Annotated in this window: 25 protein-coding genes; 24 read left to right on the top strand and 1 reads right to left on the bottom strand. The window is 52.4% G+C overall.

All coding sequences use genetic code 11. The features are described 5' to 3' along the window. Window positions 1-78: 78 nt before the first annotated feature. The 23 genes from HEQ17_RS00480 (at window position 79) to HEQ17_RS15955 (ending at window position 23233) form a co-directional block, all read left to right on the top strand. Window positions 79-1329, top strand: coding sequence for a metallophosphoesterase (locus HEQ17_RS00480; RefSeq protein ID WP_366937995.1), 1251 nt, complete (start codon window positions 79-81; stop codon window positions 1327-1329). Window positions 1330-1461: 132 nt separating this feature from the next. Continuing rightward, complete coding sequence (locus HEQ17_RS00475; RefSeq protein WP_296290756.1) at window positions 1462-2427, top strand: DUF932 domain-containing protein; 966 nt, start codon at window positions 1462-1464, stop codon at window positions 2425-2427. A gap of 60 nt (window positions 2428-2487) precedes the next feature. After that, window positions 2488-3423, top strand: a complete 936-nt coding sequence (locus tag HEQ17_RS00470) for a hypothetical protein (RefSeq protein ID WP_296290755.1) — start codon at window positions 2488-2490, stop codon at window positions 3421-3423. 150 nt (window positions 3424-3573) lie between these two features. Continuing rightward, window positions 3574-6009, top strand: coding sequence for an AAA family ATPase (locus tag HEQ17_RS00465; RefSeq protein WP_296290754.1), 2436 nt, complete (start codon window positions 3574-3576; stop codon window positions 6007-6009). Between the two features lie 116 nt (window positions 6010-6125). Further along, window positions 6126-6563, top strand: a complete 438-nt coding sequence (locus HEQ17_RS00460; RefSeq protein ID WP_296290753.1) for a hypothetical protein — start codon at window positions 6126-6128, stop codon at window positions 6561-6563. A gap of 119 nt (window positions 6564-6682) precedes the next feature. After that, on the top strand, window positions 6683-6907 hold the full coding sequence (locus tag HEQ17_RS00455; protein WP_296290752.1) for a hypothetical protein: 225 nt from the start codon (window positions 6683-6685) through the stop codon (window positions 6905-6907). 125 nt (window positions 6908-7032) lie between these two features. Continuing rightward, window positions 7033-8031: a hypothetical protein gene (locus HEQ17_RS00450; protein ID WP_296290751.1), complete on the top strand. Its 999-nt coding sequence runs from the start codon at window positions 7033-7035 to the stop codon at window positions 8029-8031. Window positions 8032-8124: 93 nt separating this feature from the next. Next, the gene (locus tag HEQ17_RS00445; protein ID WP_296290750.1) at window positions 8125-8682 is read left to right on the top strand and encodes a single-stranded DNA-binding protein; all 558 of its coding nucleotides are present in this window, start codon (window positions 8125-8127) and stop codon (window positions 8680-8682) included. A gap of 145 nt (window positions 8683-8827) precedes the next feature. Continuing rightward, a complete protein-coding gene (locus HEQ17_RS00440) occupies window positions 8828-9895 on the top strand; it encodes a toprim domain-containing protein (RefSeq protein WP_296290749.1) in 1068 nt (355 codons plus the stop codon). Window positions 9896-9940: 45 nt separating this feature from the next. Further along, window positions 9941-10279, top strand: a complete 339-nt coding sequence (locus tag HEQ17_RS00435) for a hypothetical protein (RefSeq protein WP_296290748.1) — start codon at window positions 9941-9943, stop codon at window positions 10277-10279. 11 nt (window positions 10280-10290) lie between these two features. Next, complete coding sequence (locus HEQ17_RS00430; protein WP_296290747.1) at window positions 10291-10959, top strand: DUF1566 domain-containing protein; 669 nt, start codon at window positions 10291-10293, stop codon at window positions 10957-10959. 326 nt (window positions 10960-11285) lie between these two features. Then, window positions 11286-12440 (top strand): hypothetical protein, encoded by a 1155-nt coding sequence (locus HEQ17_RS00425; RefSeq protein WP_296290746.1) that lies wholly within the window; start codon window positions 11286-11288, stop codon window positions 12438-12440. 172 nt (window positions 12441-12612) lie between these two features. Then, a complete protein-coding gene (locus HEQ17_RS00420; protein WP_296290745.1) occupies window positions 12613-13620 on the top strand; it encodes an ATPase, T2SS/T4P/T4SS family in 1008 nt (335 codons plus the stop codon). Further along, window positions 13580-13939: a TrbC/VirB2 family protein gene (locus tag HEQ17_RS00415; RefSeq protein ID WP_296290744.1), complete on the top strand. Its 360-nt coding sequence runs from the start codon at window positions 13580-13582 to the stop codon at window positions 13937-13939. Before HEQ17_RS00420 ends, HEQ17_RS00415 begins: the two co-directional genes overlap by 41 nt. Before the next feature lie 348 nt (window positions 13940-14287). Beyond that, window positions 14288-15349, top strand: a complete 1062-nt coding sequence (locus HEQ17_RS00410) for a hypothetical protein (protein WP_296290743.1) — start codon at window positions 14288-14290, stop codon at window positions 15347-15349. 56 nt (window positions 15350-15405) lie between these two features. Then, window positions 15406-16758, top strand: coding sequence for a hypothetical protein (locus tag HEQ17_RS00405; RefSeq protein ID WP_296290742.1), 1353 nt, complete (start codon window positions 15406-15408; stop codon window positions 16756-16758). 3 nt (window positions 16759-16761) lie between these two features. Continuing rightward, a complete protein-coding gene (locus HEQ17_RS00400) occupies window positions 16762-17517 on the top strand; it encodes a hypothetical protein (RefSeq protein ID WP_296290741.1) in 756 nt (251 codons plus the stop codon). 14 nt (window positions 17518-17531) lie between these two features. Further along, entirely contained in the window at window positions 17532-18983 is a 1452-nt protein-coding gene (locus HEQ17_RS00395) for a type IV secretion system protein (RefSeq protein ID WP_296290740.1), read from the top strand. Window positions 18984-19639: 656 nt separating this feature from the next. Beyond that, window positions 19640-20287 carry a type IV secretion system protein gene (locus HEQ17_RS00390; protein ID WP_296290739.1) on the top strand — a complete coding sequence of 216 codons (648 nt, stop codon included), beginning with the start codon at window positions 19640-19642 and terminating at the stop codon, window positions 20285-20287. Between the two features lie 41 nt (window positions 20288-20328). Further along, complete coding sequence (locus tag HEQ17_RS00385) at window positions 20329-21177, top strand: TrbG/VirB9 family P-type conjugative transfer protein (protein WP_296290738.1); 849 nt, start codon at window positions 20329-20331, stop codon at window positions 21175-21177. 12 nt (window positions 21178-21189) lie between these two features. Beyond that, window positions 21190-22479, top strand: a complete 1290-nt coding sequence (locus HEQ17_RS00380; RefSeq protein ID WP_296290737.1) for a TrbI/VirB10 family protein — start codon at window positions 21190-21192, stop codon at window positions 22477-22479. 5 nt (window positions 22480-22484) lie between these two features. Further along, complete coding sequence (locus HEQ17_RS00375; RefSeq protein WP_296290736.1) at window positions 22485-22829, top strand: hypothetical protein; 345 nt, start codon at window positions 22485-22487, stop codon at window positions 22827-22829. After that, on the top strand, window positions 22820-23233 hold the full coding sequence (locus tag HEQ17_RS15955) for a phage integrase N-terminal domain-containing protein (protein WP_366937994.1): 414 nt from the start codon (window positions 22820-22822) through the stop codon (window positions 23231-23233). Before HEQ17_RS00375 ends, HEQ17_RS15955 begins: the two co-directional genes overlap by 10 nt. On the opposite strand, the gene HEQ17_RS00370 is transcribed toward HEQ17_RS15955, so the two are convergent. Continuing rightward, complete coding sequence (locus HEQ17_RS00370; RefSeq protein ID WP_296290735.1) at window positions 23172-23675, bottom strand: hypothetical protein; 504 nt, start codon at window positions 23673-23675, stop codon at window positions 23172-23174. The two genes, HEQ17_RS15955 and HEQ17_RS00370, sit on opposite strands and share 62 nt — an antisense overlap. Before the next feature lie 296 nt (window positions 23676-23971). On the opposite strand from HEQ17_RS00370, the gene HEQ17_RS00365 reads away from it, so the two are divergent. After that, on the top strand, window positions 23972-24550 hold the full coding sequence (locus HEQ17_RS00365) for a DUF882 domain-containing protein (RefSeq protein WP_296290734.1): 579 nt from the start codon (window positions 23972-23974) through the stop codon (window positions 24548-24550). Window positions 24551-25143: the final 593 nt, after the last annotated feature.

Below are 25143 nucleotides of genomic sequence, written 5' to 3'. Positions count from 1 at the left end.
GAAGGCTTGCCGATGCGACAACCAACGTATCGGTAAGTCCTTTTTCATCAACTCGCACAAAGTGCGGAAAGGATTTCAATGCCAACCATCAAAATCGCGCAGTTCAGTGATCTCCATTACTGCCCCAACCACCTTGAAGAAGCTGATCGCTGCTTCACGGCGGGCGTGACAGAAGCCATCTCTCGCGGTGTCGATGCCGTCATCATTACAGGTGACAGCACAGACCACGCGCTTGACGCTCATTCACCGGCTACACGTGCACTGGCCGCCCAGCTCAAGAGATTGAGTCGAGTGTGTCCGGTTCTCATGCTTCAAGGGACATTCAGTCACGAGCCTCCTGGGTTCTTGCGGATGATCTCCATGGTGAATGAAAAATACCCCATCAGCGTTGCTGACGGTATCTCGCAATGGGCACTTGTGCCCAACGCAGGATTCATCCAGCTCAGAGGCCACGATGTCGAAAGCTCGGCAACCATGGTGGTGAGCGCTATGCCAACACTCAACAAAGCCGCAGTGGCTTCGCTGTGTGAGGGTGTGGTAGACGCTGCCAGCGAGCATGCCAGGGGAATCATCAGCGGCATCATTCGCGGCTGGGCAGATTTTCACCTGGAGCAACGCCGTCAAGGCCGAGCCACTGTGGTGCTGAGCCACGGGACCGTCTTCAACTCCATCTCGGAGCATGGCGTTCCCATGGCGGGCACAGATCACGAACTTGGTGTTGACACACTGTTTGGCTCGCAGGCCAACGCAGTCATGCTGGGCCATATCCACAAGCACCAGCAATGGGAAGAGGGCGGGCGAGTCATCGCTTACCCCGGCTCGATCGGACGATTCCACCACGGTGAGATTGGCGAAAAAGGCTGGATCGAATGGACCATCAACACCTTGTCGTCCGAACAGGACGCCATGGAGGAGGGGACATCTCTCGATTTCGTGCCCACGCCGTCACGCAAAAATGTGGACATTGTCTTCGACGGACCGCCTGATCTTGATGTCATCAAGGCTCGGGCAGTTGAATGTGAGGGTGCTTACGTTCGCATTCAGTACGCCGTTGACGAGGAGTACCGCCATAATGTGGACAGAGCCGCCATCAGACTCATTCTGGAAAAAGCGGCAGACCTCAAAATTGAGGGAAAAATTCTGATCGTCACAAGGCAACGCGCTCAAGGCATCTCAACGGTGTCCATGGGTGACAAGCTTCGACTCTGGGCTACCGTTACAGGTACTCCAGATGTTGACGCACTTGGTGAACGCTTGCAATTGTTGGAAACAACTCCAGCGAGCGAAATTGCCGAGGCATTGGTTGCCAAAGTGACGGCAGTAGCCTAAACACAACCACTTTAAGCCCCCGTCATTGGGGGCTTTCTACTGGGCGTCCCTAAGTTAGGACCCAGCAGAAAGCCCACCCGGCTTATTCCTTTCATCAACCCCTTCCCAATTGGGAAACGAAAGGAAATCAAGATGGCACACCATCTCAGTCTCTTCAATGGCCAAGCAGAAATGGCCTACACAGGCGCACAACCATGGCACGGTCTCGGCCAAGTCGTTCCTCCTGACGCAAGTCTCGAAGAGTGGCTCAAGCTGGGACACCTGGAGTGGAGCATCAAAGATTCGGTCGCACAGTTCACCAATGGTGAATTACGCAATTTCCCCGAACACAAGGTGCTGTACCGCAGCGACAACAACGTACCCCTGTCCATCGTCGGCTCCGCCTACAAGGTGGTGCAACCCAAGCAGGTGATTGAATTCTTCCGTTCGCTCGTCGAGCGAGAAGGTTTCACAATCGAGACCCTGGGGGCTCTCAAAGAAGGTCGCCGTATCTGGGCCTTGGCCAAGACCAACATCGAAAACGACGTGTTCGGTTCGGACCGCTTGAAGGCCTATTTGCTGCTCATCACGAGCTGTGATGGCTCTCTGGCGACAACGGCCAAATTTGTCAGCACCCGTGTTGTTTGCTGGAATACGCAAGCGATCGCGTTGCACTGCGAGGATGGTCAAACCGTCAAGGTCCGCCACAACACTGTGTTCAACCCGGACGCTGTGAAGGAGCAAATGGGCCTCATCGGAAGTCAGGCGTTCAGCCACTTCTTGGGCAACATGCGCAACCTCGCCAAGGTCAACATGACCCAACACGACGCCCAAAACTTCGTCGAAAGCCTCTTGCCCGCCACCACTGGCGGCGAAAAGGAAGTTCGCGAATCCAAGGCTTTCGTGAAGATCATGGGGCTGTTCAACGGCGAGGCCAAGGGCTCAGAACTTCCAGGTGTCAGCGGAACTGCGTGGGGCTTACTCAACGCGGTGACAGAGTACGCGGATCACCATGTCCGTGCACGCAACGCCGAGAACCGCTTCAGCAGCTCGATGTTTGGCGCCAGCGCCAACCTCAAGGCAGCAGCAGAGTCCAAGCTCCTCATGGCGTTTGCGTAATGGAACTCCTGACGCTCTTCGGGCGTCGGGAGGCAACCACCGATTCGATCGCAAAGGCTCATGGCCTTGGCGATCGGTCGGATGTTGTCCTTTATTCCGATGCGCAATGCACCAGGCCCGTGGCTCGCCATGTCTGGTACTCCAGCGGCAGACCAACCCTTCGCAACAAGTACGTCATGTACAACTGCTTTCGTTATCGGTTGCAGTGGTGCTGACGCCTCAAAAACCAAACCCGCTTCGGCGGGTTTTCTACTGGGCCCCACCCAGCAGAAAGCCCACCCGGCCTGCTTGTTTTTCAACAACACCGCATTTGCGGAGAAAGGGTCTCAAATGACCAATTTAAACCCCATCACAACCGATCAGGAAGCCACGATTGCAGCGGCAATTATTGATGTTCTGGTTGCTTACGGAATCATCAATACGGACGCGGTCCTCACTTGGCCCCATCTTTTGCTGGGTCTCAAGGGCTTGAAAGAACTTCCCGAACATCTGAGTCAACAACCGCCCGGCATGATCAAAACAGGCGACAGTAATCAGCGCAATTGGGAAGCCGAGTTTAAAAACTTTCATCGAAGTTTGTGCGCACGTTTTGCATACTGCCACGATGAAAAAGACTGGACTCGCGATCAAGTGTCATTGGAAGAATGGATTGCGGGGAAAGCTCAGCAATCATTACCAAGCGCTTTTGACGAAGCAGTTGCAGAGGAACTGAAAAACGTCACGGCCATTCCATTCAATAGCCATGATGTTTGCCAACACTTTGCAAGCAGGCTGCGTGAGCGGCTTATTCCGCATGCGGAAGTTCAGAAAGTTCCAAGTAAAGAGATTTACCCGATTTCCAAGCAAGAATCAAAACGACTCTCGCCTGAACAGTTGCTGCATTTGAAGGAGATCCATGTTGGTACCGTAAATGCTTCTGACTCCAAATATCCACTCACCGATCCTGATTGGGTGACATTTGGTATGGCCGTTCAGGACGCGCAGGCGAACTTGTAAATTCACTTTCAAGCCAAGACCAAACCTGGCTTAGACCAACCCAACCCACTTCGGTGGGTTTTCCATTGCTCACTTCAAAAGTGAGTTTTGGAAAGCCCACAGGCTTGACCCTTTCATCAACACCCCGTTCATTCGGGAGAAAGGTCAACCATGAGACCACTTCGTCTCACACTGGAAAACTTCGCTGGAATCGCCAGCGGACAAGGCAAGAAACAGATCATCCTGGATCTGGAACAGTCGGTCCCCATGGACGCCCAAATCGTCGCCATTGCCGGCCCTAACGGTGCAGGCAAAACGACCATCATGGACAACCTCACGCCATACAGGCTGATGCCTTCCCGGGCATCCAAGCCAAGTCCTTCGGCTTTCTCCTACTACGAGCACATCGTAGGCGGCGAGGGCTCAAAGGAGTTGTTGTGGGAGCACTGTGGTGTTCGGTACCAAAGCGTTTTGCGGTTTCGCTCAACGGCCAAAACCAAAAAGACAGAGGCTTACCTCTATGTGGTCGATGCCAATGGTGCGACAACACCTTGGACAGATCTCAAAACAGGCGCTCAGTCAGACGGCAAGACCGACACCTACGATGGGGCCATCGAGGCGGTCCTCGGAAAACCCGAAGTCTTTTTCCAAGCGCAGTTCAGCGCACAGGGGAAAGAGCCAATCGGAAACATGTCGGCGAGTGACGTAAAACGTCTGATCGCTGATATGATTGGCGCCAACAGGTCATCCGAACTTTCGGGAAAGGCCAACGAGATCGTCAAGGCCCTCAAGCCGCGACTCTCGGCGATGCAAGATGAGGTTAGCCGCACTGAGGCGAACATACCCGACGAGGGGGTGATCACTCAGAGCATTGCCGACCTTTCAGCTCAGTGCGAAATCGCAAAGACGGAATTGGCAACAATGACGTCACGCGAGTCCGAACTCATCGCCCGCATCGCGGCGGCGGGTAAAGATGCTGAGCAGCTTGCAGCAGCTCGTCAAGCGCACGAAGCCTTCAATCGCCAACTCAACGAAGCGGTCACCGCCCACCAAAACCTTTTGGCCGGGATTGACGCCAAACGAGATGAGTTGCGCCGTGAGGCCAACAACTCACTCAACTCTGTCCAAAGTGGCGAACGCTCTGCCAGAGAGGTTGTTGGCTCGTTGCAAAACGAACTCCAGCGACTGACTCAGGTAGCAGCCACGTTCGCCAAAGTAGATGCGGCCGTTCGTACCATCCCTCAATTGCAGACTGACAAGGCTTCAAAACAGGGCCGGCTCGATCAGTTGACACCGCAGTTGCTCAAGCTTGAATCGGTGCAGTCTGGTGTCACGGTGTTTGCCACTGAACTTGCCAACGCAAAGAAGGACGGCGAACATCTGGCCAACGCACTTGTGGCGGCGCAGGAAACTGCCAAGCTCTTGAGTGAGGTGCCTTGCCAAGGGACCGACTTGAGTGGTCGTTGCAAACTGCTTACGCAAGCCAACGGGGCAGCAGAAAATATCCCAGATACCGAGGTAAAGCTCCAAGGCGCTCGCGATGGCTATCGCGCAAAGCTTGATCAGCGCAGTGTGCTACTCACGGAGCTTGATCGGCTCAAGGCCTGCGAAGTTGAGGCAACCGGGATTCGAACTGAGATCGGCAAGATCGACGTGCAGTTGCAGCAGTGCCAAAACACGGCTTTGGCTGCAGAAGCGGTCAAGCAAGCCCAAGAAAGCATCCCCGCGATACGTGATCGGCTTACTACGGCTCTCGACGATCTGGCCCAGGCAGAGGTTCGCGTCCGCGAAGCTCAAGCCAAGCTGAACGCCGTGGACAGTGAGATTGCCGTGCAAATCAAGCACATCAATACCACTCACGCAAATGCATTGGAAGGCCTTGAGCGCATTCGCATTACGTTGCCAGCGATCTCGCAAAGCGACGACGTGAATGTCCTCACCGACCAAAAGACACGTTTGCGTGCCGATATCGAGAAGACCCAAGCCGATCTGTCCGCTCGCGGTCAGGACATTGCCCACGCCCAAGCCAAGCTGCATCAAGCTGGGCTCAGTCGTGAGGTAGTGGCCCAGCAACGCAGGCGCTGTGAAGCGCTTGCTGCGGAAATCGCTCACTGGGTCTTGCTCGTCAAGGCCTTGGGAACCGACGGGATCATCGCTATGTCCATCGACGATGCTGGTCCTGCCATTGCGTCCATTGCCAACAACCTCCTGGAAGACTGCTACGGCGGTCGGTTTGCGCTCTCGCTGGTCACTCAGCAAGACACGCAAGCCGGCGTAGCCAAGGAAACTTTCCGAATCCAGGTTGAAGACAACGAACGCGGCGAGACGAAGTTCTTGGAGATGATGTCGGGTGGCGAGAAGGTCTGGATCAATGAGTGTCTGGTGCGAGCCATTGCACTCTACATGGCCCAGGTCAGCGACACACGTGCATCGACTTTGTTCTCCGACGAGTCCGACGGACCACTCGATCCCAGTCGCAAACGCCAGTACATGGCGATGAAGCGTGCGGTGATTGAGCGTGGTGGCTACGAGCGCGAATACCTGATCACTCAGACCCCAGAGCTTCTGGGTATGTGTGACGCGGTCATTGACGTCTCGAAGATCTAAAACAATAAAACGAGGGGCTGCTTGCAGCCCTTCCAAGAGCCCTCAAGGCGAGGACTCCTGGAAGGGTTGAAACCCTGCACGGCTATTCAACTCCGCTAAGTCGGGAAAGGAAAGTCATGCAAGACCTATTTGGTCAAGAAATGAACGTCTACAGGGGGCAACCCATGCAGACGCCAGCATTCACTAACGATGAGTCTGAAAGAGTGCTCGAAGATGTCGTCTTCGACGGCATGCTACTCAAGCAAACGGCTGAAACGCTCGCCAAACTCAAGAATCTGGGCGAATCCCAGGCCATTGGGCAAGTCAGGCGAGAGGCATGGGAAGAGTTCATGTGGATCTACGACTTGTGGGCAACTCCTGCCTACATCACCTTCGATACAGCCTGCGCCATGGTCAACGCTGATGCCGAATCCATTCGTGGGCGCATCAGTCACACATTTGCAAAAGAGATTCGGCAAATGTTTGAAGCCGTGGTGGCCCAACACCCGGAAGAGCGGGCAAATCTGATCCTTCGGATGCGTCACTACATCGATCTCTCCCAGCAAATGCATTAACTTGCACTGAGAGCCTAGCCCGGATCTTGTAACCATTTTTGGTTGCAAGACCCAGTCCCCAAAAAACTCCATCCCCCTCCGGGGCCATCTATGCCCTATGGGCTATCAAAGGAAACCTCATGTTGAACAAAAAAGGCTTGTTTCATTACATCGCCATCGTATTTCGCTGGGCACGCCCGCGATGTGTGCCGGCGATTGTCTTTTTGATGATGCTGCCAACGGTCGTGATAACTCGCGTCTGTTTCGGTGGACCCATCTGGATCGTTGCTTTTGTCGTTGCCATGGTCAAGAAATTCATTTTTCTCCAGCGGCGCAGACAACAAAAGCCCATGCCACTCAACTGATCAATCCAAAGCGGCTCCTAAGCCGCTTTCTGATGTGCGTTCGTTGCGCCCATCAGAAAGCGACTTCATATCGCCCACCGTTTCATCAACACCTTTTTTCTAAAGGAAGAATCGGAGAAAAAACCATGCAAAAACCTAACCTGGCAATTGGGCCAGATTTCAGTAAAGACCCGCCTCCACTTGCGTGGATATTTTGGGGAATCATCACGTCCCCAATTGGTCTTCCATGCTTTTTCGTTGGCATCATCATTGGCGTCGAATCACTTCAAACGGTTTGGCCAAAATTGACGATTCCACTCGTAGAAATTTTTTACGGGAAGTCGGAATTGGGCTATTCAACAGCATCGACACCAGCAGCTGTGGAGGACTTTGTTCAGCATCCGCTTGATCCAAAGAATCTGCTCAATATCGCAAGATGTAACGATGGTGAATTCCGTCGTTTCATCCGCCATATTGACGAAAATGGATTCGTTGGGCCCATCGAGCTGAGCATCATAGTTCCAGGTGAACTCTGTGCGTTAGGCATGGAGAACGACCTGGGATCTGCGTTGCGTTACACGCTGCGACAGTTCGACCAGGGTGTGTTCAAAGAAACCGTCCCCTGGATCGCAGTCTCGCCAACCGGCCAGATCATTCCAGCAACTGACGATGCCCAAGAGCAGCCGCCTGCAGTGCCGTTAGCCAAGGATGACAGCAGCTCACATCAGCAAGCCCCTGAAAACGAGCAAAAGGCCTGTGTTGAACAGCCTGCGAGTTCACGCCCTCCACCAAAGCAAGACGCCCCCATGGAGTCTCAGCGCATGAAGCCCAACGATTCGACTGCGAATGCGGTCGATAAGTCCAAGGGTGACATCGGACGCGTCATGTTTGCCGAAATGCGCGACTACCCGTCCAAGGGTGGTCGACCCGCATATTCGAGTTTTACGGTTCGCTTGCGAAAAGAAAACGGCCAGGAAGTCGCCTTCACTGGCGTGGACCTGGAATCAAAGTTCACCGGCACAGATGCTTTTAAGTCTGGCGACCGGGTACAGATTGTTTCCTATGGAAAGCAGACCGTCGACGTCAAGGAAGACGGGCAGTGGAAAAAGTCGCACCGTAACTGTTACGGCGTTTTCCCAGCTTGAAATTCCTCTAAACCAAATGAAGGGCTCTAAGGCCTTTCATTCATTCACCTCTCGGGCCTAAAAACCCTAATCATTCCTTCAGGAGAAAAAATCATGGCATCTTTAAACAAAGTCCAAATCATCGGCAATTGCGGTCGCGATCCAGAAGTTCGCTATCTGCCCGACGGTCGGGCTGTTGCCAACATCAGTGTCGCCACCACCAGTCGACGCAAGAACAAAGCCACTGGAGAGGTCATTGAAGACACGCAGTGGCACCGCATCGTCTTTTATGACCGCTTGGCAGAAATCGCCGGCGAGTACGTCAAAAAGGGCAAACCTGTTTACGTCGAAGGTCGTCTGAAATACGGCAAGTACACCGACCAATCAGGGGTTGAAAAGAATACCTGCGACATCGTGGCCACCGAGCTTCAATTGCTCGGCGGTCGTGATTCCGGTGATTCTGCTGGCGGCCAGCCTCGTCAGAATGCGCAACCGCAAGGTAACGCGCCTGCACAGGGACAGCCATCGCAAGGCGGTTATCAAAATCGTGCCCCTCAACAACCTGCACCCCGTGCAGCGGGTGGAGGCGGTGGTTTTGACGACATGGACCTGGACGATGACATCCCCTTCGCTGACCCAATGAAGCGACGAGCTTTTGCTTTGTCAATTTGATCAAAAAAGGAGCGCTCATATTTGGGCGCTCCCAAGTCCCCCAGGGGGCTTGCTCCTGATGCCTTGCATTGCAGGGCTCAGCAGCAAGCGATTTTCCTGATCGCTTAGTGGTTTTTATCAACCCGCAATTGCGGAAAGGAACCACATGGAAATCAACTTCGCAGAGCTTGACTGGCACCGCGTGCTGCCAATGCTTGGGGTAGAGCCAGCACTCATTGAAAATCCCAAGCGATCCGGGCCATGCCCGATTGAGGGCGGCGGGAAAACCCGGTTCCGCTTTGACAACAAAGCGGGAAGAGGGACGTGGATCTGTAACCACTGCGGTGCCGGCGACGGCGTCTCTTTGGTCGCCAAGGTCAATGGCACAGATGTTCGCGGAGCAATTCAACTGATTCGCGGAGCTATTGGCGGGACTAAACACCAGCCAGAGTTTCGACGAGCCAAACCGGTTGAACCCGATGTCAAAACACCTCAGCAGATTGAGAAGGCCAGAGACGGCCTTAAACGTGCTTGGTGCAAAGCCAAAGCAATCATTGACACTCCTGCTCAGCTGTACCTTCAAAACAGGGTAGTGGGGCTGAATCTGTCCTGGCTTGCATCATCATTCCGTTTCAGGGATGAGTTGTTTCACTTTGACAGCGAGACCGCGAAAAAGTCGCGTTTGCCATGTCTGCTTTCGCGGGTGGTGGATGCCTCATCGCCCAGTCACGTAGTCACGTTGCACAGGACCTACCTGAGCAGCACGGGACAGAAAGCGGGAGTAAGCCCGGATCAGGTTAAAAAACTGATGCCGGCTACGGTGGAGAAGATTGGCGGCGAATCAATCCAACTCAACACCGCAACTGGAGCACTTGTCATCGTCACAGAGGGCATCGAATCAGGTCTCGCGTGGGTCATGGCTTGCAAAAACCGTTATCCGGTCTATGCCGCTATCAGCTGCGGCAACTTGGCTAAATTTAAGTGGCCGATGGGCACAAAGGCGATTCTCATCGCCTCTGACCACGATGCAGTGAACCCCAAGACAGGCCTGCGGCCAGGACTGCATCACGCCAAGATTCTCAAAGAAAGAGCCGTCGAAGCAGGTATCAAGGCGATCATCAAGATCCCGGACACCCAGGGCATCGATTGGGATGATCTTTGGAATCAAGGCGACATTGGGGCCTTCAAACTGAGACGTTTGAAGAAATCACAAGCCGAGACACAGACGGTTTAAAAACCGCTCCAAGCCCCTCACAAGGGGGCTTTCTACTGGATTGTGATGAGCATCAGTCCAGCAGAAAGCCCACACGGCTTGCGCCTTTTCTTAAACGCCCGACTGGGCTCACGAAAGGCATCAATGAGCACAGCAACAACGACAACCATTGAGGACACCATCCTCAGTGAGTTCGTACGCAAATCAAAACACCTGAGAAATCAGGCCCCAACCCAGTCCATGCAACGAGAACTGCTGGACATCGCTACTCCGTACCACACCAAACTTAAGGAACTCGGTTACCCCGCGCAATTGAGTAAGGCCATGCTACGGAAAGCATTCGATCACCAGCCCGCGTTCTCAACCCTCACGCTGCTGGGTAAAGCAAAACTTCATATTTTTTGAAAGGATGAGCCATGCTCATTATTGAATCGGCCGCTCGCGAAGTGGTCAAAAACTGGGAGAAGGGCGATCTCGCGGCCGCTGTCCGCGAACTCTCCAATGTACTCACAAGGATCGATGAGGACCGCATTAATCATGCTGGCGCCATCGCAATCGCAAGGGCCCAGGTCAATGACGAACTGGAAATTGACGATGAGCCTTTGATTGCAGCGTCGGAGAATGGTGCATGGGTCAGCGCATGGATTTGGGTGCCTTCAGAAGAGGGGGCCGAAATTAATGAGCCCCGGCACATCACGATCCATGAACCGCAAGCGCATAAGCCATGCGTTGTCGAAACACCCGATCTTCAATGGCTTGTTTTACCTGACGAAGGGGAGAACAATCTCACCAATTGGGCAGGCTCGGGGGGAACTGGTGATGGTGATACATCCGAGTTGATCGCAAAGGTCAACACAGATCCGGCCCTTGGGTTCGGTCACTCGAATTGGCGACTGCCAACGATTGATGAGCTGAAAAGCATTTTCGGTCACGAAAACGCACCGAAGGCCGGCATCTTCTGGTCATCATCACAAGAGAAAGGTGATGAGTTCTACGCCGCTTGCTTCAATTTTCAGGACGGCAGGGAAACCAGCGAATACTGCAACAACAGCTACACGGCTCGTTTGGTGCGATCCTTTGAATGATCAAACCATCAAGCTTCTTGAGAGCTTGAAACCCTAAACCCGCTTCGGCGGGTTTTCTTGTGAACACGCTCTGAGTTCACAAGAAAGCCCACCAGCTTCACCTTTCATCAACATCCGCATTTGCGGGAAAAAAAGGTAATCAATTTCGCCATGCATTTGGCGAGTGTTCTTCCTGAATTCAAGTGCGGTGACATCACCAGCGTGCGAATTTAAAACAGGCCCCCTCGGGGGCTTTCTCATGTCAACACGTTTGTGTTTGCATCAGAAAGCCACTCAGGCTTGCTCCTTTTTTAACAACCCCATGTCGGGGCATCGAAAGGAGTCTTATGACCCAAAAAATCATCCCTACAGTGACAACCGTAGGCCAACTCAAAGCGGCGCTCAAGCGCGTTACGACCGCCACGGGCGCAAAAAGTGCCATCTTTATCGTTGATAGCGATGGACTGCGCGTAGAGGCGGCCACTGCCGGCGGCTATGCCTCGGTCAAAGTACCAAACACTGGACCCATTGGGAACAGTTGCGAGGCGGAAATTGACGCATCATTGGTCAATGTCTTGCTGACGGGCGAGGAACATGACACGGCGTTAACCGTCACGTCAGATGACCGGGGAGCACGTATTCGATACGCCCGTGCAAGCCTCTTACTGAAGAAGCCCACCACGTACATCGAGGGCCTGTTCCCCAACAGGCACCGGAAAATGACGAGATCCACCATCGTGACTCTCACGGGTCAGGAACTGAGCCTTGCAGCGGAGTCAGCCACAACCTTCATGGCCACAAAGGACATGCGGTATTTCCTTTGCGGCGTCCACCTGATGTCTCGCGATGGGAAACTGGTTCTCGAAGCCACGGATGGCTTTGCAATGCACGCAAACATCACCAACCACGCGCTGGACAATGACCTGAACGTCATCATTCCGCACAATTGTGCTGAAGCGATGATCTCGGTGTTTGAACCAGACGAGGTGATCACCATTGAGAAGCTGGGGACGACACTGCTCGGATTCAAAACCGAGAAGATGTACTGGGTATCGAACCTCATTGAGGGCCTCTTCCCAGAGTGTGAGCGTTTGTTCACCGATGAAACTCGTTCAAGTGAAGAGGGCATCGAAGTCGTCCTTTCGCGCAGGTCTCTTGCAGCCGCAATCAACCGCGTTGCTTCGGTGTCGGGAAAAGAGGGTAACTATCTCAAGATGGAGTTCATGGCCGAAAATGTCGTGATCTCATCTTTGGATGACGAACAAAAAGACCTCGTACCTGTGCACAGCATCAAGGGTTCAGCTGCTGGCTTGGCCTTGCACTGTTCCTTCTCCTCGGCCGTCTTGGGTAACTCCCTGGATGGCGTTCCAAGCGAGTTTGTGATGTTCCGCAAGGGTCAATCGGTGGATTCAAAGATCTTCATCCGGCAAGCGAGCCGCGAAGGCGATACATGGAACTCCAGCCCCAATTGGAAGGCCGTTGTCATGCCATCGCGTGCATGAAATAGGAACGTACTGTTCTAACAAGAAAAACCCCGCCTGTTCGCAGTCGGGGTTTTTTTTCGTCTGCGATTTGGCAAATTGAGGACCGCCCAAATTTGGGCGGTCAAATCCTCCATTTTTTAAAGTGTTATTCATGTTTTGTTGAGGACTTTGGGTTGGCAAGATCATTCACATGCTCTCAGCCACACATCTCGAACGCATCATTGCGTCGAACTTGCAGCCTATCAACCACCTGATGGATGATCCGTTCGTCACGGAAATCATGGTCATTGGCGGCGGCCTCGTTTTTGTTGAGCGCAGCGGGGCTATCGAGAACACAGGGATTGTCCTTCCAGAAATCGCTCGCGAAATGGCGCTGACGGCTGTCGCCAAGAGTGCAGGGGGCCACGGCAAGGATCTCAAGTCCGGCACGGAAAACGCAGTGGTGTCAACCAGCATTGGGGGATTGCGATTTGCCGGCGCCCTCAAAGGTGTTGACGCTCTGGGCACCACGCTGGCAATTCGCAAACATCTCCCGCCTGAGAGCAGGCCCACCCTTGAGAATCTGATTGCGTGGGGCATGTTGGACGAGAAGACGGCCGATCTGTTGATTGATCTCATCATCGTCAAGCGGCTCAATTGCATTTTTGCTGGACCTACATCGGGTGGCAAAACGACGCTGGCCAACGCCATTTTGATGCATCTTCCGTCTCATGAACGCATTGGTCTCATTGAGGACGCCCGAGAAATGTCTCTGCGGGTATTGCACAAAAACTGTTACTTGGCCGCACCCGAGTCCGGCCTCACTGCCAAGGTCCTCGTCAAACACGCTATGCGCGAGCGATATGACCGCCTCATCTTGAGCGAGACCCGCGGGGATGACACGTTCGATTTGCTGCGGGCGCTTTCGTCTGGACATAACGGATCAGTCACCACGCTCCACGCATCGTCTGCCGAAGGCGCCTTGAGCACACTTGAAATGCTCTTCCAAATGTCGCTTCCACCGGGCGTACAGATGGGACCAGAGCAGTCCCAGAGATACATCGCAAGCTGCATCAACCTGGTTGTTTACTGCTCACGCAATTACTGGCGGGACGAAGAAGGCCTGTTCAAAAGTCAGAGAAAAGTCACCGAAGTCGCAACTGTTAAAGGATCCAAAAATGGCACATATGAAATGGAATTTGTTTTCGAAGCAAGATGATTATGACTTGCATAAAAGTCAAATCCAACCAAGCCGGAAATCATTTTTCTGGCTGATCTTAGCTTCTACTGTCTTGCTGAGCGGAACTGCAGTTGCGCAGGGTGTCGATATCTCCGGTATTTGTAATCTGGTGGACATCTTGAAACAGATTGCCAAAGCGACCGCAGTTCTCGCAGTCATCCTCTTCGCCATCAATTCGATGTTCGGCAAATCATCGTTGTTTGCCGAGATCATCACCAGTGTTGTCATGGCACTTGTTGTCATCGCAGCTGCTTCGATGATCATTGCGCGTGTGATGCCAGGCGGCGTTGGTTGCTGATGAGCAATTTGTCAGATTACCCCGCGTTACGAAAACCCCGTTTGAAGGCGGGAGTGGGCGCAAAAACAGCCACCATGATCTGGCTTGCTGCGGTCATCATTTTGTTGATCCTTGGCGTTCCATGGGGGTTGCTAGGCCTTGCACTCGGAGCCATGGCGCACCTCGGGTTGCGTTGGCTCTACGAAAAAGACCACCGGATTTTGTCCGTGTATTCCACCCACGCGGTCGTCCCCAACACATTGCACGCGGGCTCTCCTTCTCACGGTACTTCATCGGTCTCTCGCCCCAGGGGGTATGCCCAAAACCTGCCTCTTCACTAAAAGCTCATCGCTATAGGACAAGTCATCCATGCCAACTCCATCAAGAATGCCACTGCCAAGTTCGGATGGTCATTTGAGCGAACACCTGCCATGGCTGGTACAAGTCACGCCAGAGCTCATCCTCAACAAGGACGGCTCGATCATGTCGGCCTATGAACTCATTGGTGTGGACATTGAAGAAGAGGGTGGACAAGACCTGCCTCGGGCACTCCTTGAAATGCAGGACTCACTGCAGAAACTGGATGAACGCTACTACTTGTGGGTCGTGACTGACAAACGGAAAAAAACCGAGGCAGACCCGTTCCCTGGAATGCAAAGCAACTTTTTGAGTGATTTGATCTCTCAACGTGATGCAGCCAGATACTCGGATGGGCAAGTTTTCTCGCTCAAAACCTACGTGTTCATCCTTTTTACGGGTGACACGGGTGTATATCGCTTCATGGACAACGTCCGCCAACGCATGACAGACGATGGCGCATCCATGATGTCTGCGATCGCATACGCCCTCAATCCATCCAATGCCACAAAGTCGGCGGCGCTGTATGACGCCCGGCAGCTTGACGTCAACATTGATCAAGCAAAAATCGGTTTCAATGCCTTTGTCTCTGCGCACTCCGCTCTTCGCTTCAAACCCATCTTGGGGATGGATCTGGATGACGTGTTGTATCGGTGCGCAAATCCAACATTGAACATTGAAGCCGGTATTGACCTGCGCTCGGGGACTTTGCTCGATACAGCGTTATCCGCATCTGACGTCAGGTTTGGGCGTGAGGTTGTAGCATTTCACGGGCCTGACACAACGAAGTACAACTACACCGTTTCCCTCAATGGGTACCCGGGAAACGTACAGACTTTGGCGAACATCGTAGCGATGCCAATTGAATTTCGTGTGGTCCACGTTTTGCACTGTCTAAGCCTCGACAAGTCTCGGCAGGCAGTTCAAGAAAATGCCAACTACTACGAAATGAGCCAGAGCACGCTGCGCCAACGCGTTGCAGCGTATTTGACCAATCAGCCTGCCGAAGTTGATCCAGGGATGCACGATCTATACGCTTCAGTGCTTGGATGCTATGCGTCGCAACAATGCTGAGAACCTCGGATTTATCTACCACTCATGTAGTCTTAGTTTCTTCTCCAGCACGGCTGATGGCGCTCGCACCCTTGGCGACAACAGTGCTGAGGTCGCTTGGCCGTTTACCAGTCGTCCGTGAACGCTTGGGGCTTAAGGCGGCTGTTCTGTCTGGGATTCCAGGCCAATGGGCGCACAACCAGCGACTCATGCTGGCAAATGCCGAGCTTGTCAGCAACATGATGCCAATCACATCATTGCGACCTGGCTCTCCTGTCTCACCGAACATGAGCGAGGTTTATGGCACAACCATGCCCGCTCTGGCCACGTTCACATCACGGTATGGTACTGAGGTCCACATGGACCCGTTTGTGGGTCAGGTGGGACACGCCTTGGTGGTCATCCCAACTGGCGGTGGTAAAACAACTTATGTCAATTATTGCCTTGGGAAATTTAGTCGATTTCCTGACGCACAAGTCATCATTTTTGATCGTGATCATTCCTGCCGAATAGTCACAGGCCTTGCTGGTGGCGAGCACCTGGATATGCGCGAAGGGTTACAACTCAATCCACTGGCTCACATTCGTGAGTCTGACTTGGAGGTTGTGTGGGCGACTGACTTTATCGTGCGTCGCGTTGAAGAGGCCGGAGAGCGTTTAACTGCCGAACAGCGTCAAGAGATTTATCAGCGCATAAGTGCGATTGCTAAGTCAGAGAATATCGAGCTGAGCTTGAATACGCTGCATTCGTTGTTGTCGCGTGACATTCAAATCAAGCTCAATGAATGGGTCGATGGCGGTCCGTTCTCATTTTTCGGTGGTCCATCTGATCAGCTTGAGCTGTCCTCATGGACTTGTATTGAGATGAAAGAAATCATGAAGTCAGAGCGACTATCAAGAGCTTTCCTCGATCACGCATTCACCAGTATCGCGAGAAAGCTTGATGGCCGCCCTACGTTCATTTACGTTGAAGAGGCGAGCTTTGCTCTGAAAAATCCTTCATTCCTAGCTGGCATCACGGAGTGGCTGCAAACCTTCCGCAAGAAAAATGCATTCGTCTGGTTGACAGTACAGTCACCCGAAAGTATTTCAGGGATCAACTCTGAGGTTTTGAAGGCCACCATCGCTGACAACATCCCCAATCTGATCCTTGGTGCTAATCCGCGTCTGGAGCAGCATCGGGGGGTCTACAAGGACATGTTTGGCATGAGCAACGATCAAATTGACATGATCGGGACGCTGATGCCCAAACGTGATTACTTGCGCGTAACGGGCAACATTTGCCGTACCTTACGAACCAATTTCGATCATCATATTCTTGCTGCAATTCGCTCTGAACCACGGTTCCAAAAGCTCTACGATGAGTTGTCATCTGCAAGACGGAGTGACTGGAGAAGTGCATATATCAATCACGCAATTGAAAGGTCTTGAGTCATGGTCATCTCAGTAGTTTTTCGCCGTCTCATTTACGTACAAATTTTCGCTTTCATTGCTTTGATTGCACCCGGCGTAGCGATGGCGCGGATAGTATTCGACCCGTCCAATTACGCAAAGAATACATATACGTCAATCCAGCAGTATTTGAACACTGCTAACAGCTACATCTCTGCGATTCAGGATGTTCGGCAAACAACCCGAAATATCGACTCCGTAGTCATCGGTAAATTGGGTCTTGATACCGACGAGTTACAGCTCATGAAGCAGTTCATCCGAACAGGCAATAACCTCAAAGGTGCGGTCTACCAAGTCAGTCAAATTCAAAATGATCTGAACAGGTCTTTCGTCGGTGGAAACAAATACCTGACTTGGCGAGACTTTATTGCCAGCATCGGCCAACGAAGAGTTCATGGCGATAAAACCGCAGAGTCTCTTTACAAAGCTGCCAACTCTGGACAAGAGTCACTCCGGCTTGCTTATGAAAAACATATGCGAATTGCCAAAGAAATGCCAAAAATCCAAGGCGTTACCGATGCGGCGCTTTCAACCTCTGAAATGGTTGGTGTTTTGATAGAGCAAAACCAAGCCATGCTGATGATGATGTCGAGCGGAGCGCAAGCGGATGGCGAGAAAATTCAGCAAGAGGCCATTGATCGCGAAAAGAAGGAAGCCGCTCAACAAGCCTACATTGAGTCAGCGCAAAGACTTTCCGAAAGAGAGTCCGAATTCCTGCGCCAAACGGTTCGAAAATAATGCTTAAACCATTTTTGAAAATACTGCTGGTTTCGTTCGCCATGCTTGCTGTGCAGGTGGCGAACGCTCAAAGTGGTGGAACTGCAGCTGCACCAATTCAGCCAGGAGACGCAGCCACACCCTTGGGGGCCGGCTATTTTGTCGGGCTTGCGGGTGCATTTGTTGACATGACAAACTGGATTGTCAACGGTGTACTGGGTAATTTTACAGATACCGTGAAGTCAGCTGCACTTTCCATGGCAAACACAACCAACCGAATTGCATTGAGCCTGGCCGCAGCTTTGGCAGTCGCATCCTTGGTTTGGAAAGTGCTCATCGACATGCTGCAGAAGAAGTCTGTGATGGGTTCTGCGATTGAAGTGATTATTTATGCAACGATCACTGTGGCCTTGTTGACAAGTTATTCAATCGTGGTTGATCAAATCTGGAATCTTGCGAATTCATTATTGAATTCACTGGCTCCGAACGGCAGCTCGGCAATTGGAGTTTATGTATCTACCTTTTGGGATGCATTGGGCCGAGTATTTACCAACATCACAAACGCTTGGTCAGAGGTAGGAATTCTTAGTGGTTCCGTTATGGTCATCGATGCCGTGGGAGCCCTTGTTGTGATGATTGGGGTGATTTTTTTAATGGTTACCTCGCTGGCAACAATTATTGGCATCTTTGTGATGGGGCCTGTGTATTTTGGAATCGGGATTGTTTTTGGCCCTGTAATGATTGCAACCTTTGCCGCAGATTACACCCGGCCATGGTTCAACAAGTGGTTTGAGTTCTTAGTCGGATCTGCCATGCTGACGGTCGTTGCGTCAGTTGTGCTTGTGATTATTTCGGCCATCGTGACGGGGACTGTGGACAGGATTGGTGTGGGCGGGAACAGCGCACTGATGAGCATGATCGGCGTTGCTATTTTGAGTTTGAGTTTTTCCAAACTATTCGAGTCCGTCCCGGCTATCACAGATGCCTTATTCCCAGGCAGGACCGGTGCTGGTGGATCTATTGCAAGCGGCATGGGTGGGGGTCTTTTGGCCGGAGCTGTCACCGGTATGGCCGGCGCCAAAATGGCCCTTGACTTGGCCAAAGCAGGACCAGGCCAAATTGCTGCTACCGGTGCAGCCGTGGCCAACGCGACCATTGCTGGATTGAACGCCAAAACGAACCTCACAAACGCACTCAATGGCGCTGGCGATTCAATCAAGAGTGCCGCAAAAATTGTCACCAACGGAATCAGTTCATTTGGAGATCAGGCTCGTTCATCTGACGCCGGAAAGGCCTTGGAAGGCATGGCTACGGGTGCCGCACAAAGCGGCACTCGCGCCGCCGAGACTTTGACTGGCGACGCTAAATCGTCATCACCAGTGTCGCCAGCTGGCAGTTTGGGCCCTGGAATGTCCAAAGGTCAGATCAACAATGTCCAAAGTTCGTTCAACTCCAATTTTGGTGGATCTGGCGGTAAAAAACCATGATCCTTCATGCCGTGTCAATTCAACCTGGAATTTTTACCATGAGAAAAACTCTTCGCACTAACTTGGCTGCAACCACCGTGTTCATTGGGTGCATTTTTGCGGGATCGGCTGCCGCCCAGTCCAAGATCCAATGCCAAGTGACTGAATCAGGGGATGTTGTAGCGCCCCTTGTTTGGCAGAACACCCTTGGTGCAGAGAGAGCAAATTCGATTTGCCAACAGACAGCCGCAAACCAATCTCGTCTCGCTGCTCGACCAGTAGAAAAAACAGATCATCGGCACGATGTGGCTCCGACCGTTTATCGGACGCAAGCCCACAATTCAAACGTCCCGGCTGGATACAGTCCAATCGCTCCAGCAGACCCAATATTTCCGGTTGCAGCCTTGCAGGGTTACTCAAAAATTTGGTAGTCGAAAAGCCTAATCCACGTACTACGCCCAAAACCAGCCGATTGGCTGGTTTTTTTTAACGAAATTTTGGGCGGGACCGCCCAATTTTGGGCGGTCAAAAAATCACGAAAAATCGCCGTCATTCATTCGACAGCACGAATCTAGGCAGGTCATCATTTATTGCGTCCAATCAATATAGGTACCACCCGCATGCTTTCCCCCAACTCACGATCGCAACAACCACTTGCAGACCACGTTCCTGGGCCCATGGAAGAAGCTGCAGTTCGCATGTACTTTGAGCGCGGATCGAAGCAGTCTCTGGAAAAAAATTCCTGGCGTATGTCTAGCTTCATCGCTGCAACCATCGCTTTGGTGAGTACAGCAGGCATGGTCACCATGGCCATGCGGTCGAATATCGAGGTGTTCCAAGTCGCCAAGGGCGATAACGGGCAGGTGCAAGTCCTATCTGCCACAAGCAAGTTTGTTGCAGACGAGGACATCCAAATGGCATGGGCGTCTCGTTTTCTGTCCGAGCTCGTGGAAGTGTCACCAGCACTGTGGAAACGAAATCTCACGCTCGTCCAGTCCAAAGTGGTGGGCACGGCCGCCGATCAGGTTCGCAGCTATCTTGAAAAACAAGACAACAACCCGGCTGCGCTTTTGGCCGACAAGCCTGGGTACGTGCGCGAGTATTCCCGAATCTCGGTCAACAAGATCGCCAACATGACGTACATCGTGCGGTATGAAATTACTAGCCGTCCTTCGCCAGGGTCCTACCCTGAAAAGACAACCTACGCAGCAACGATCAACCTCGTCAACGTGGGCCACAAGACCAGAGAGGATGTCTTTCGCAACCCGGAAGGCCTGGCTGTTTCTGGATTCAGCGTCTCAATGGAGTCTGGCCAGCGCAAATAAAACGACCTGTCGATAAACATTGCAACCACTTTTGAAAATTCATGAAACATCTCAAAAATTTATCAAGCCTCGCTGTCGCAACGATCATTTCGGCGAGCCTTTTTTCTTTGACCTCCCTGGTCACAACGGCCAACGCTACGAACCGCAGTAATCTTGTGGCGGCCTTGCCAGGCAACCTTGATTCTCGTGTGGTCACCTACGCATACACCCCTGACGTTGTGTACGGGTTGAATGTCACAGTCGGAATGCACACACACATTGTGCTCGGGCCAGATGAAGATCTGATTGAGTTACCCAGATTGGGCGACAAGATCCGGTGGCGGGTTGAGGGCAATGAGAAGAACTTGTACATCAAGGCTCTTGCACCCGACATCAATACATCTTTGAGCCTGGTAACCAGCAAACGGGTTTATCAGTTCGAGTTGAAAGCGACTCAAAAACCCAACGAGAGAGTGCAAAAAGCCATTTTTAGCTACCCAGATGACGAAGAAAAGATCCAACTCAGGTTGCAAGCTGCCTCATCTGCTGCCCGCGAAGAAGCCCAATCCAGGGCTGATGCAGTTCGATCACAGAATCTCAGCTCCAATTCTATTGAACCCGAAGATCTCCGTTTCATGACGGTCAAGGTCTCCAACCCTGCCTTCAATGGCATGCACGCCTATACCGATGGCATTCGGACCTACATACGCATGCCTCCAGCTATCCAGGACCTGCCCGCGGTATTCATGGTCGAGGTGAACCAGCGCGGCAAGGAAACCCTAATGCCGGTCAATTACACGGTGGTTGATCGTAAAAACGCCCGCGACAGGGACGTTTTGATCATCGATCGCATTGCCCCAATTTGGGTCTTGCAGATTGGCGAGAAGGCCCAAGTCCGAATTACAGAATAAAGGCCAAGATTTATGACCGATCAGAATAACGGGCCAAAAATCCCACAGGCCAGGGCCAGCCTCCAGCAACCACAGCAGGCCATAAATGCCGATTTCGACGATGTGGGCTCTAACGGTGACCAGATACAAAGGGGTATTGCTCCCAGAACCCTGAAAAGGGTGCTCTCGGTAATTGCAATCGTCTTACTGTTGGGATGGTTGTTTTGGCCTGAGCCCAAAAAAACCGCCCAAGAAACGAATTTGGAACCCCCACTGGCGCCAACATCCATCAATTTGGTTGACGACGTGCTGAGAAATAAAGAAGTGGTGAACCCTGGACAAGAGCAGTCCCCTACACCCCCAGTAAGTCCATCAGGCAATGATTTCCCTCTCAAAAATTTAACGCCGCCACTACCGACGTCGCCACCCACCCCCAGCCTTGCAGATGAACGAGAAGAAATGGCACGTTTGTCGGGCATGGACGCTACAGATGTGACGATTCGGAAAAAGGATGCCACAAAATCCCAAGACACTGACGTAGGCACCATTTTGCTTTCTAGCCAAGCCAAGGCAGAAAAAATGATGGAAGATGCTCAAAAATTTGCCGAAAAAATGGCGCTGCAAGGCGATGGAAAACCCGCGTCCAATGGCAGCTCGGAAGTTCAGAGCACCCACGCTCGGTTCTTGAGCCAACAAAATGCAGGTGTGGCCCTGCCTCCGGCAACTCAGTTAAATGCGGCCCGATCCGTACACACACTTTATGAAGGAACGATTGTTCGCACCGTCTTGACCAGGGCACTCAAAACGGATCTGCCCGGAACAATTACGGCAAAAGTTAGCTCTGATCTTTATGACTCCGTGACCCAGCGAACTTTGTTGGTGCCCCGGGGGAGCGAGATCACTTGTTCGTATCAATCCGAGTTGATGGTAGGACAGGCTTTGGTCCTGGCTGCATGCTCAAGGATCAGGCTTCCCAACGGCAAATCGTTTGCACTGAGCTCTGCTACTGCCTCAGACATGCAAGGCGCAAGCGGACTTCCTGCCGAGATCAACAATCACTTTTGGAAAATATTCAAAACGGCACTGATCGTGGGTGCCGTCTCAAAATTGTTACCTACCCAGGATCAAACTATTTCATCAAGAGAGGGTGTAGGTGGTCAGATCACCGTGAGTGGAACAATCTTAGGCCAGACCTTGAATCGAGTCATTCAGTCCACAATCGCACGTAACCTCATCATTCCACCGACCGGCTCAGTGGCCATTGGTACGCCCTTCACCTTGACACTCTCGCGTGACGTTGAGCTGGAACCCTATCTGAGGTAATCGATATGTTCAATCGTTTGATGGCCGCCGGCATGGTGGCCCTGTCTATAGCTGGGTGCGCAAACCCATTCGAAACTCATATCGACGGCGCGATATTTGTGCCACCTGCCCGCGATATATCGACCGCATTTTTGAGAGCAAATGGCGATCTGTACATCGTGCCTGAAAAAGGTGTAATCGTCCAAGATGTTCTCGGTATTGATGGCCGTCCGATTCCTTGGCGAATTGATGGCGCCTATGTTGTGCTTTCTGCCCAATCCGCGCATGCCAATAAATCCGTGGATCTTGTAATCTTCGACAAACTTCGCCGTCAAGCCACATCTGCTGCTCCCCGTGCTAGATGGCAATGATTGAGTCCCGCGGTCGCAACTCAAAGTCCGCCGTTGGCAACCAAGGACTGCATGTTCTGGTTGCTAAAACGCGGGCTTTGTCGCATGCCAACGCGGGCAAAACGAAATCCGGGGAGATCGCATCCGAGGCCACCATAAGAAGCACCACGGAGGTCCTAGTGGCCTGTGTCACCCGGATTTGGCATCTCGGCTACCACATCAAGAGTCCTCGAAGCTTAAAAAGTTCCCATGTCGATGCTTTGGTCCTAAGCTGGATTGAGGCCGGATACGGCTATGCAACGATGAAAAACGCGCTTTCTCGGCTGCGGCTCATGGGTTCATGGTTGGGTAAAGATTCACTTGTCAGCAACCGCGCACAGCTGCAGATGCTTCAATCTCGGCCACAGCCTCACAAAAAGGCTTGAGAAGTCGTAGCTCATTTCGGCGTTCGGTCGGCAGAACGAGCACCCGATTTTCTAGTGACCGCAAAGTGCTCAAGGCAACGCATCGAAGCTCACCATACGAGTAGGTTGCCATCTCCGACGGTTCGGGCTCGATGCGGCAGAAAAAGCCTGCTGCGGCTTGTCTCTCAAATGAATACAGCGAAATCGCTTGAGGGTTATTTTTGAAGCGATCCGAATACATCAGTTTATCGAGGCTGTACGCAGACCTGTAGGTTCTCACTGGCCACAATTGACTGCCCGCAATAAGCTGCGGTCCCAGGTCTTCGAGCATGAGAATCTGAGCGTCCTCAATGACCAGGGGCTCAAAAATCAACGCCCCGGTTTCTTTGTTGGTTCGGTTACCGACATACAACGACATTTTGCCTGCTGCGGATTTGAGAATGTATGGGGTTTCTTGTTTCATTGTCACTCAATCTTGATTGACGATGATTGCGTCTCTTAATCAAAAAAAACCAATAATTCGCATTCATTCATTCGAAGAATTCACGTCCACCCTGTGACTATTTACATGCGCGTGATTCGGTTTTTTTGCCTGATGAGGGCGCTCTAAATTGGCTGTCGCAGTCACTGGCCCAGAGTTTTGCTGTGGTCTTGAGTATCTTGTCCACGACGGGACATTGAAACCATGTTTGAGCGATCGAATTCATGAATTTTTCTTTCTGGCTTATTTTTTTTCTCATGGGCGATGCAGCTTGAGGCTTGGGATTGAATATGGTGGATGCAGATATGACCAGACGACACTTTTTGAAAGCAGGCTCAGCACTTGTGACCGGTGTTTTCCTCAGTCCGGCTTTGGGCCTTGCATCTGATTTCTGGTCTCAGCCAAGACACCTTTGGCTTCGTCGTCAAACTGCTCGAAACACCGTTGAGGAGTTCAAAGGGGTCTACTTCGCTGACGGGAAAATCATCTGGGATGAGTACCTGAAAATCTGCCTGCTTCTACGAGATGTGAGGCAAGGCGAGGCTGTGCAGATGTCTCCCGTGCTGCTCGATATTCTTTGCGGAATGCAGGGTGTTTTGGGTGCAAACGGCATCGACAATTCCCCATTAATCACACATTCAGGGTACAGATCGGGACGGACAAATCAACTCACGGAAGGTGCGGCCCGTGACAGCTTGCATACCATGGGCAGGGCTTGGGATGGTCGCACTTTGGGCGCACCCACTCCCCAGCTTGCGCAAACGGCGAAGTACCTTCGCGGCGGCGGCGTTGGTGTCTACGTTGAGCGGGGTTTTATCCATGTTGACGATGGACGTCTACGCTCTTGGCGTGGCTGACATTTCCCGGCCCTAAACGACCAAGTTTTGGCGGTGGATAGCTGGATGGAAATCTTTGACCGCCCAAATTTGGGCGGTCAAAAGAGCGTGCGAACAAGCCAACATTCAACTGCCAAAAAATACCGGCAACTGTGAAAATTCACAATCTGATCACTGGTCAAAACAATCGATTCGTCGCCTCCAATAACTCGCTGCGTGCGGAATGGGCGAACGAACACGATTGACATCCTCACGGCCCTGAAGGACCGGGATTCCAATGCGCGTGGTGTGATGCCATTACTGGCTCCCACGATCCGCACGGGAGTGTTCCTGCTTCATTGAGGCTGCACCGCTTTCGCTTTGACTGATGTCCTCTCCACAGGCTAACCGGGCGTGCCCCGCCCTTTGAATGTTGATGGCGGCGTTTTGATCCGCTTGCATGGTGTGGGGGTTGTTCTGGTCCTCTTCGCTCTTCGTGTGCGGCTCCAGCCACGCTTGGTTCGTTAGTTTTAACGATGGCTTGGTGAATGGGAACAACCGACGAAACGATCTTTGTGTTCGGTTGGTGCGGACTACTCAGTTAAAAAAATAATCCACTGACCTGCTATGTCGGG

Source organism: Limnohabitans sp. (assembly GCF_023910625.1).
In the GTDB taxonomy this organism is placed as follows: domain Bacteria; phylum Pseudomonadota; class Gammaproteobacteria; order Burkholderiales; family Burkholderiaceae_C; genus Limnohabitans_A.
This window is presented reverse-complemented; position numbering and strand designations above follow the sequence as displayed.

What these genes read in the sequence shown, in the direction of transcription:
- HEQ17_RS00370 (WP_296290735.1), bottom strand. Translation starts at nt 23,675, where the DNA reads ATGAAACAAGAAACCCCATACATTCTCAAATCCGCAGCAGGCAAAATG.
- HEQ17_RS00390 (WP_296290739.1), top strand. Translation starts at nt 19,640, where the DNA reads ATGGAAGAAGCTGCAGTTCGCATGTACTTTGAGCGCGGATCGAAGCAG.
- HEQ17_RS00415 (WP_296290744.1), top strand. Translation starts at nt 13,580, where the DNA reads ATGGCACATATGAAATGGAATTTGTTTTCGAAGCAAGATGATTATGAC.
- HEQ17_RS00410 (WP_296290743.1), top strand. Translation starts at nt 14,288, where the DNA reads ATGCCAACTCCATCAAGAATGCCACTGCCAAGTTCGGATGGTCATTTG.
- HEQ17_RS00455 (WP_296290752.1), top strand. Translation starts at nt 6,683, where the DNA reads ATGTTGAACAAAAAAGGCTTGTTTCATTACATCGCCATCGTATTTCGC.
- HEQ17_RS00380 (WP_296290737.1), top strand. Translation starts at nt 21,190, where the DNA reads ATGACCGATCAGAATAACGGGCCAAAAATCCCACAGGCCAGGGCCAGC.
- HEQ17_RS00480 (WP_366937995.1), top strand. Translation starts at nt 79, where the DNA reads ATGCCAACCATCAAAATCGCGCAGTTCAGTGATCTCCATTACTGCCCC.
- HEQ17_RS00425 (WP_296290746.1), top strand. Translation starts at nt 11,286, where the DNA reads ATGACCCAAAAAATCATCCCTACAGTGACAACCGTAGGCCAACTCAAA.
- HEQ17_RS00445 (WP_296290750.1), top strand. Translation starts at nt 8,125, where the DNA reads ATGGCATCTTTAAACAAAGTCCAAATCATCGGCAATTGCGGTCGCGAT.
- HEQ17_RS00440 (WP_296290749.1), top strand. Translation starts at nt 8,828, where the DNA reads ATGGAAATCAACTTCGCAGAGCTTGACTGGCACCGCGTGCTGCCAATG.
- HEQ17_RS00405 (WP_296290742.1), top strand. Translation starts at nt 15,406, where the DNA reads ATGGCGCTCGCACCCTTGGCGACAACAGTGCTGAGGTCGCTTGGCCGT.
- HEQ17_RS00400 (WP_296290741.1), top strand. Translation starts at nt 16,762, where the DNA reads ATGGTCATCTCAGTAGTTTTTCGCCGTCTCATTTACGTACAAATTTTC.
- HEQ17_RS00460 (WP_296290753.1), top strand. Translation starts at nt 6,126, where the DNA reads ATGCAAGACCTATTTGGTCAAGAAATGAACGTCTACAGGGGGCAACCC.
- HEQ17_RS00470 (WP_296290755.1), top strand. Translation starts at nt 2,488, where the DNA reads ATGGCCTTGGCGATCGGTCGGATGTTGTCCTTTATTCCGATGCGCAAT.
- HEQ17_RS00435 (WP_296290748.1), top strand. Translation starts at nt 9,941, where the DNA reads ATGAGCATCAGTCCAGCAGAAAGCCCACACGGCTTGCGCCTTTTCTTA.
- HEQ17_RS00450 (WP_296290751.1), top strand. Translation starts at nt 7,033, where the DNA reads ATGCAAAAACCTAACCTGGCAATTGGGCCAGATTTCAGTAAAGACCCG.
- HEQ17_RS15955 (WP_366937994.1), top strand. Translation starts at nt 22,820, where the DNA reads ATGGCAATGATTGAGTCCCGCGGTCGCAACTCAAAGTCCGCCGTTGGC.
- HEQ17_RS00430 (WP_296290747.1), top strand. Translation starts at nt 10,291, where the DNA reads ATGCTCATTATTGAATCGGCCGCTCGCGAAGTGGTCAAAAACTGGGAG.
- HEQ17_RS00475 (WP_296290756.1), top strand. Translation starts at nt 1,462, where the DNA reads ATGGCACACCATCTCAGTCTCTTCAATGGCCAAGCAGAAATGGCCTAC.
- HEQ17_RS00385 (WP_296290738.1), top strand. Translation starts at nt 20,329, where the DNA reads ATGAAACATCTCAAAAATTTATCAAGCCTCGCTGTCGCAACGATCATT.
- HEQ17_RS00375 (WP_296290736.1), top strand. Translation starts at nt 22,485, where the DNA reads ATGTTCAATCGTTTGATGGCCGCCGGCATGGTGGCCCTGTCTATAGCT.
- HEQ17_RS00465 (WP_296290754.1), top strand. Translation starts at nt 3,574, where the DNA reads ATGAGACCACTTCGTCTCACACTGGAAAACTTCGCTGGAATCGCCAGC.
- HEQ17_RS00420 (WP_296290745.1), top strand. Translation starts at nt 12,613, where the DNA reads ATGCTCTCAGCCACACATCTCGAACGCATCATTGCGTCGAACTTGCAG.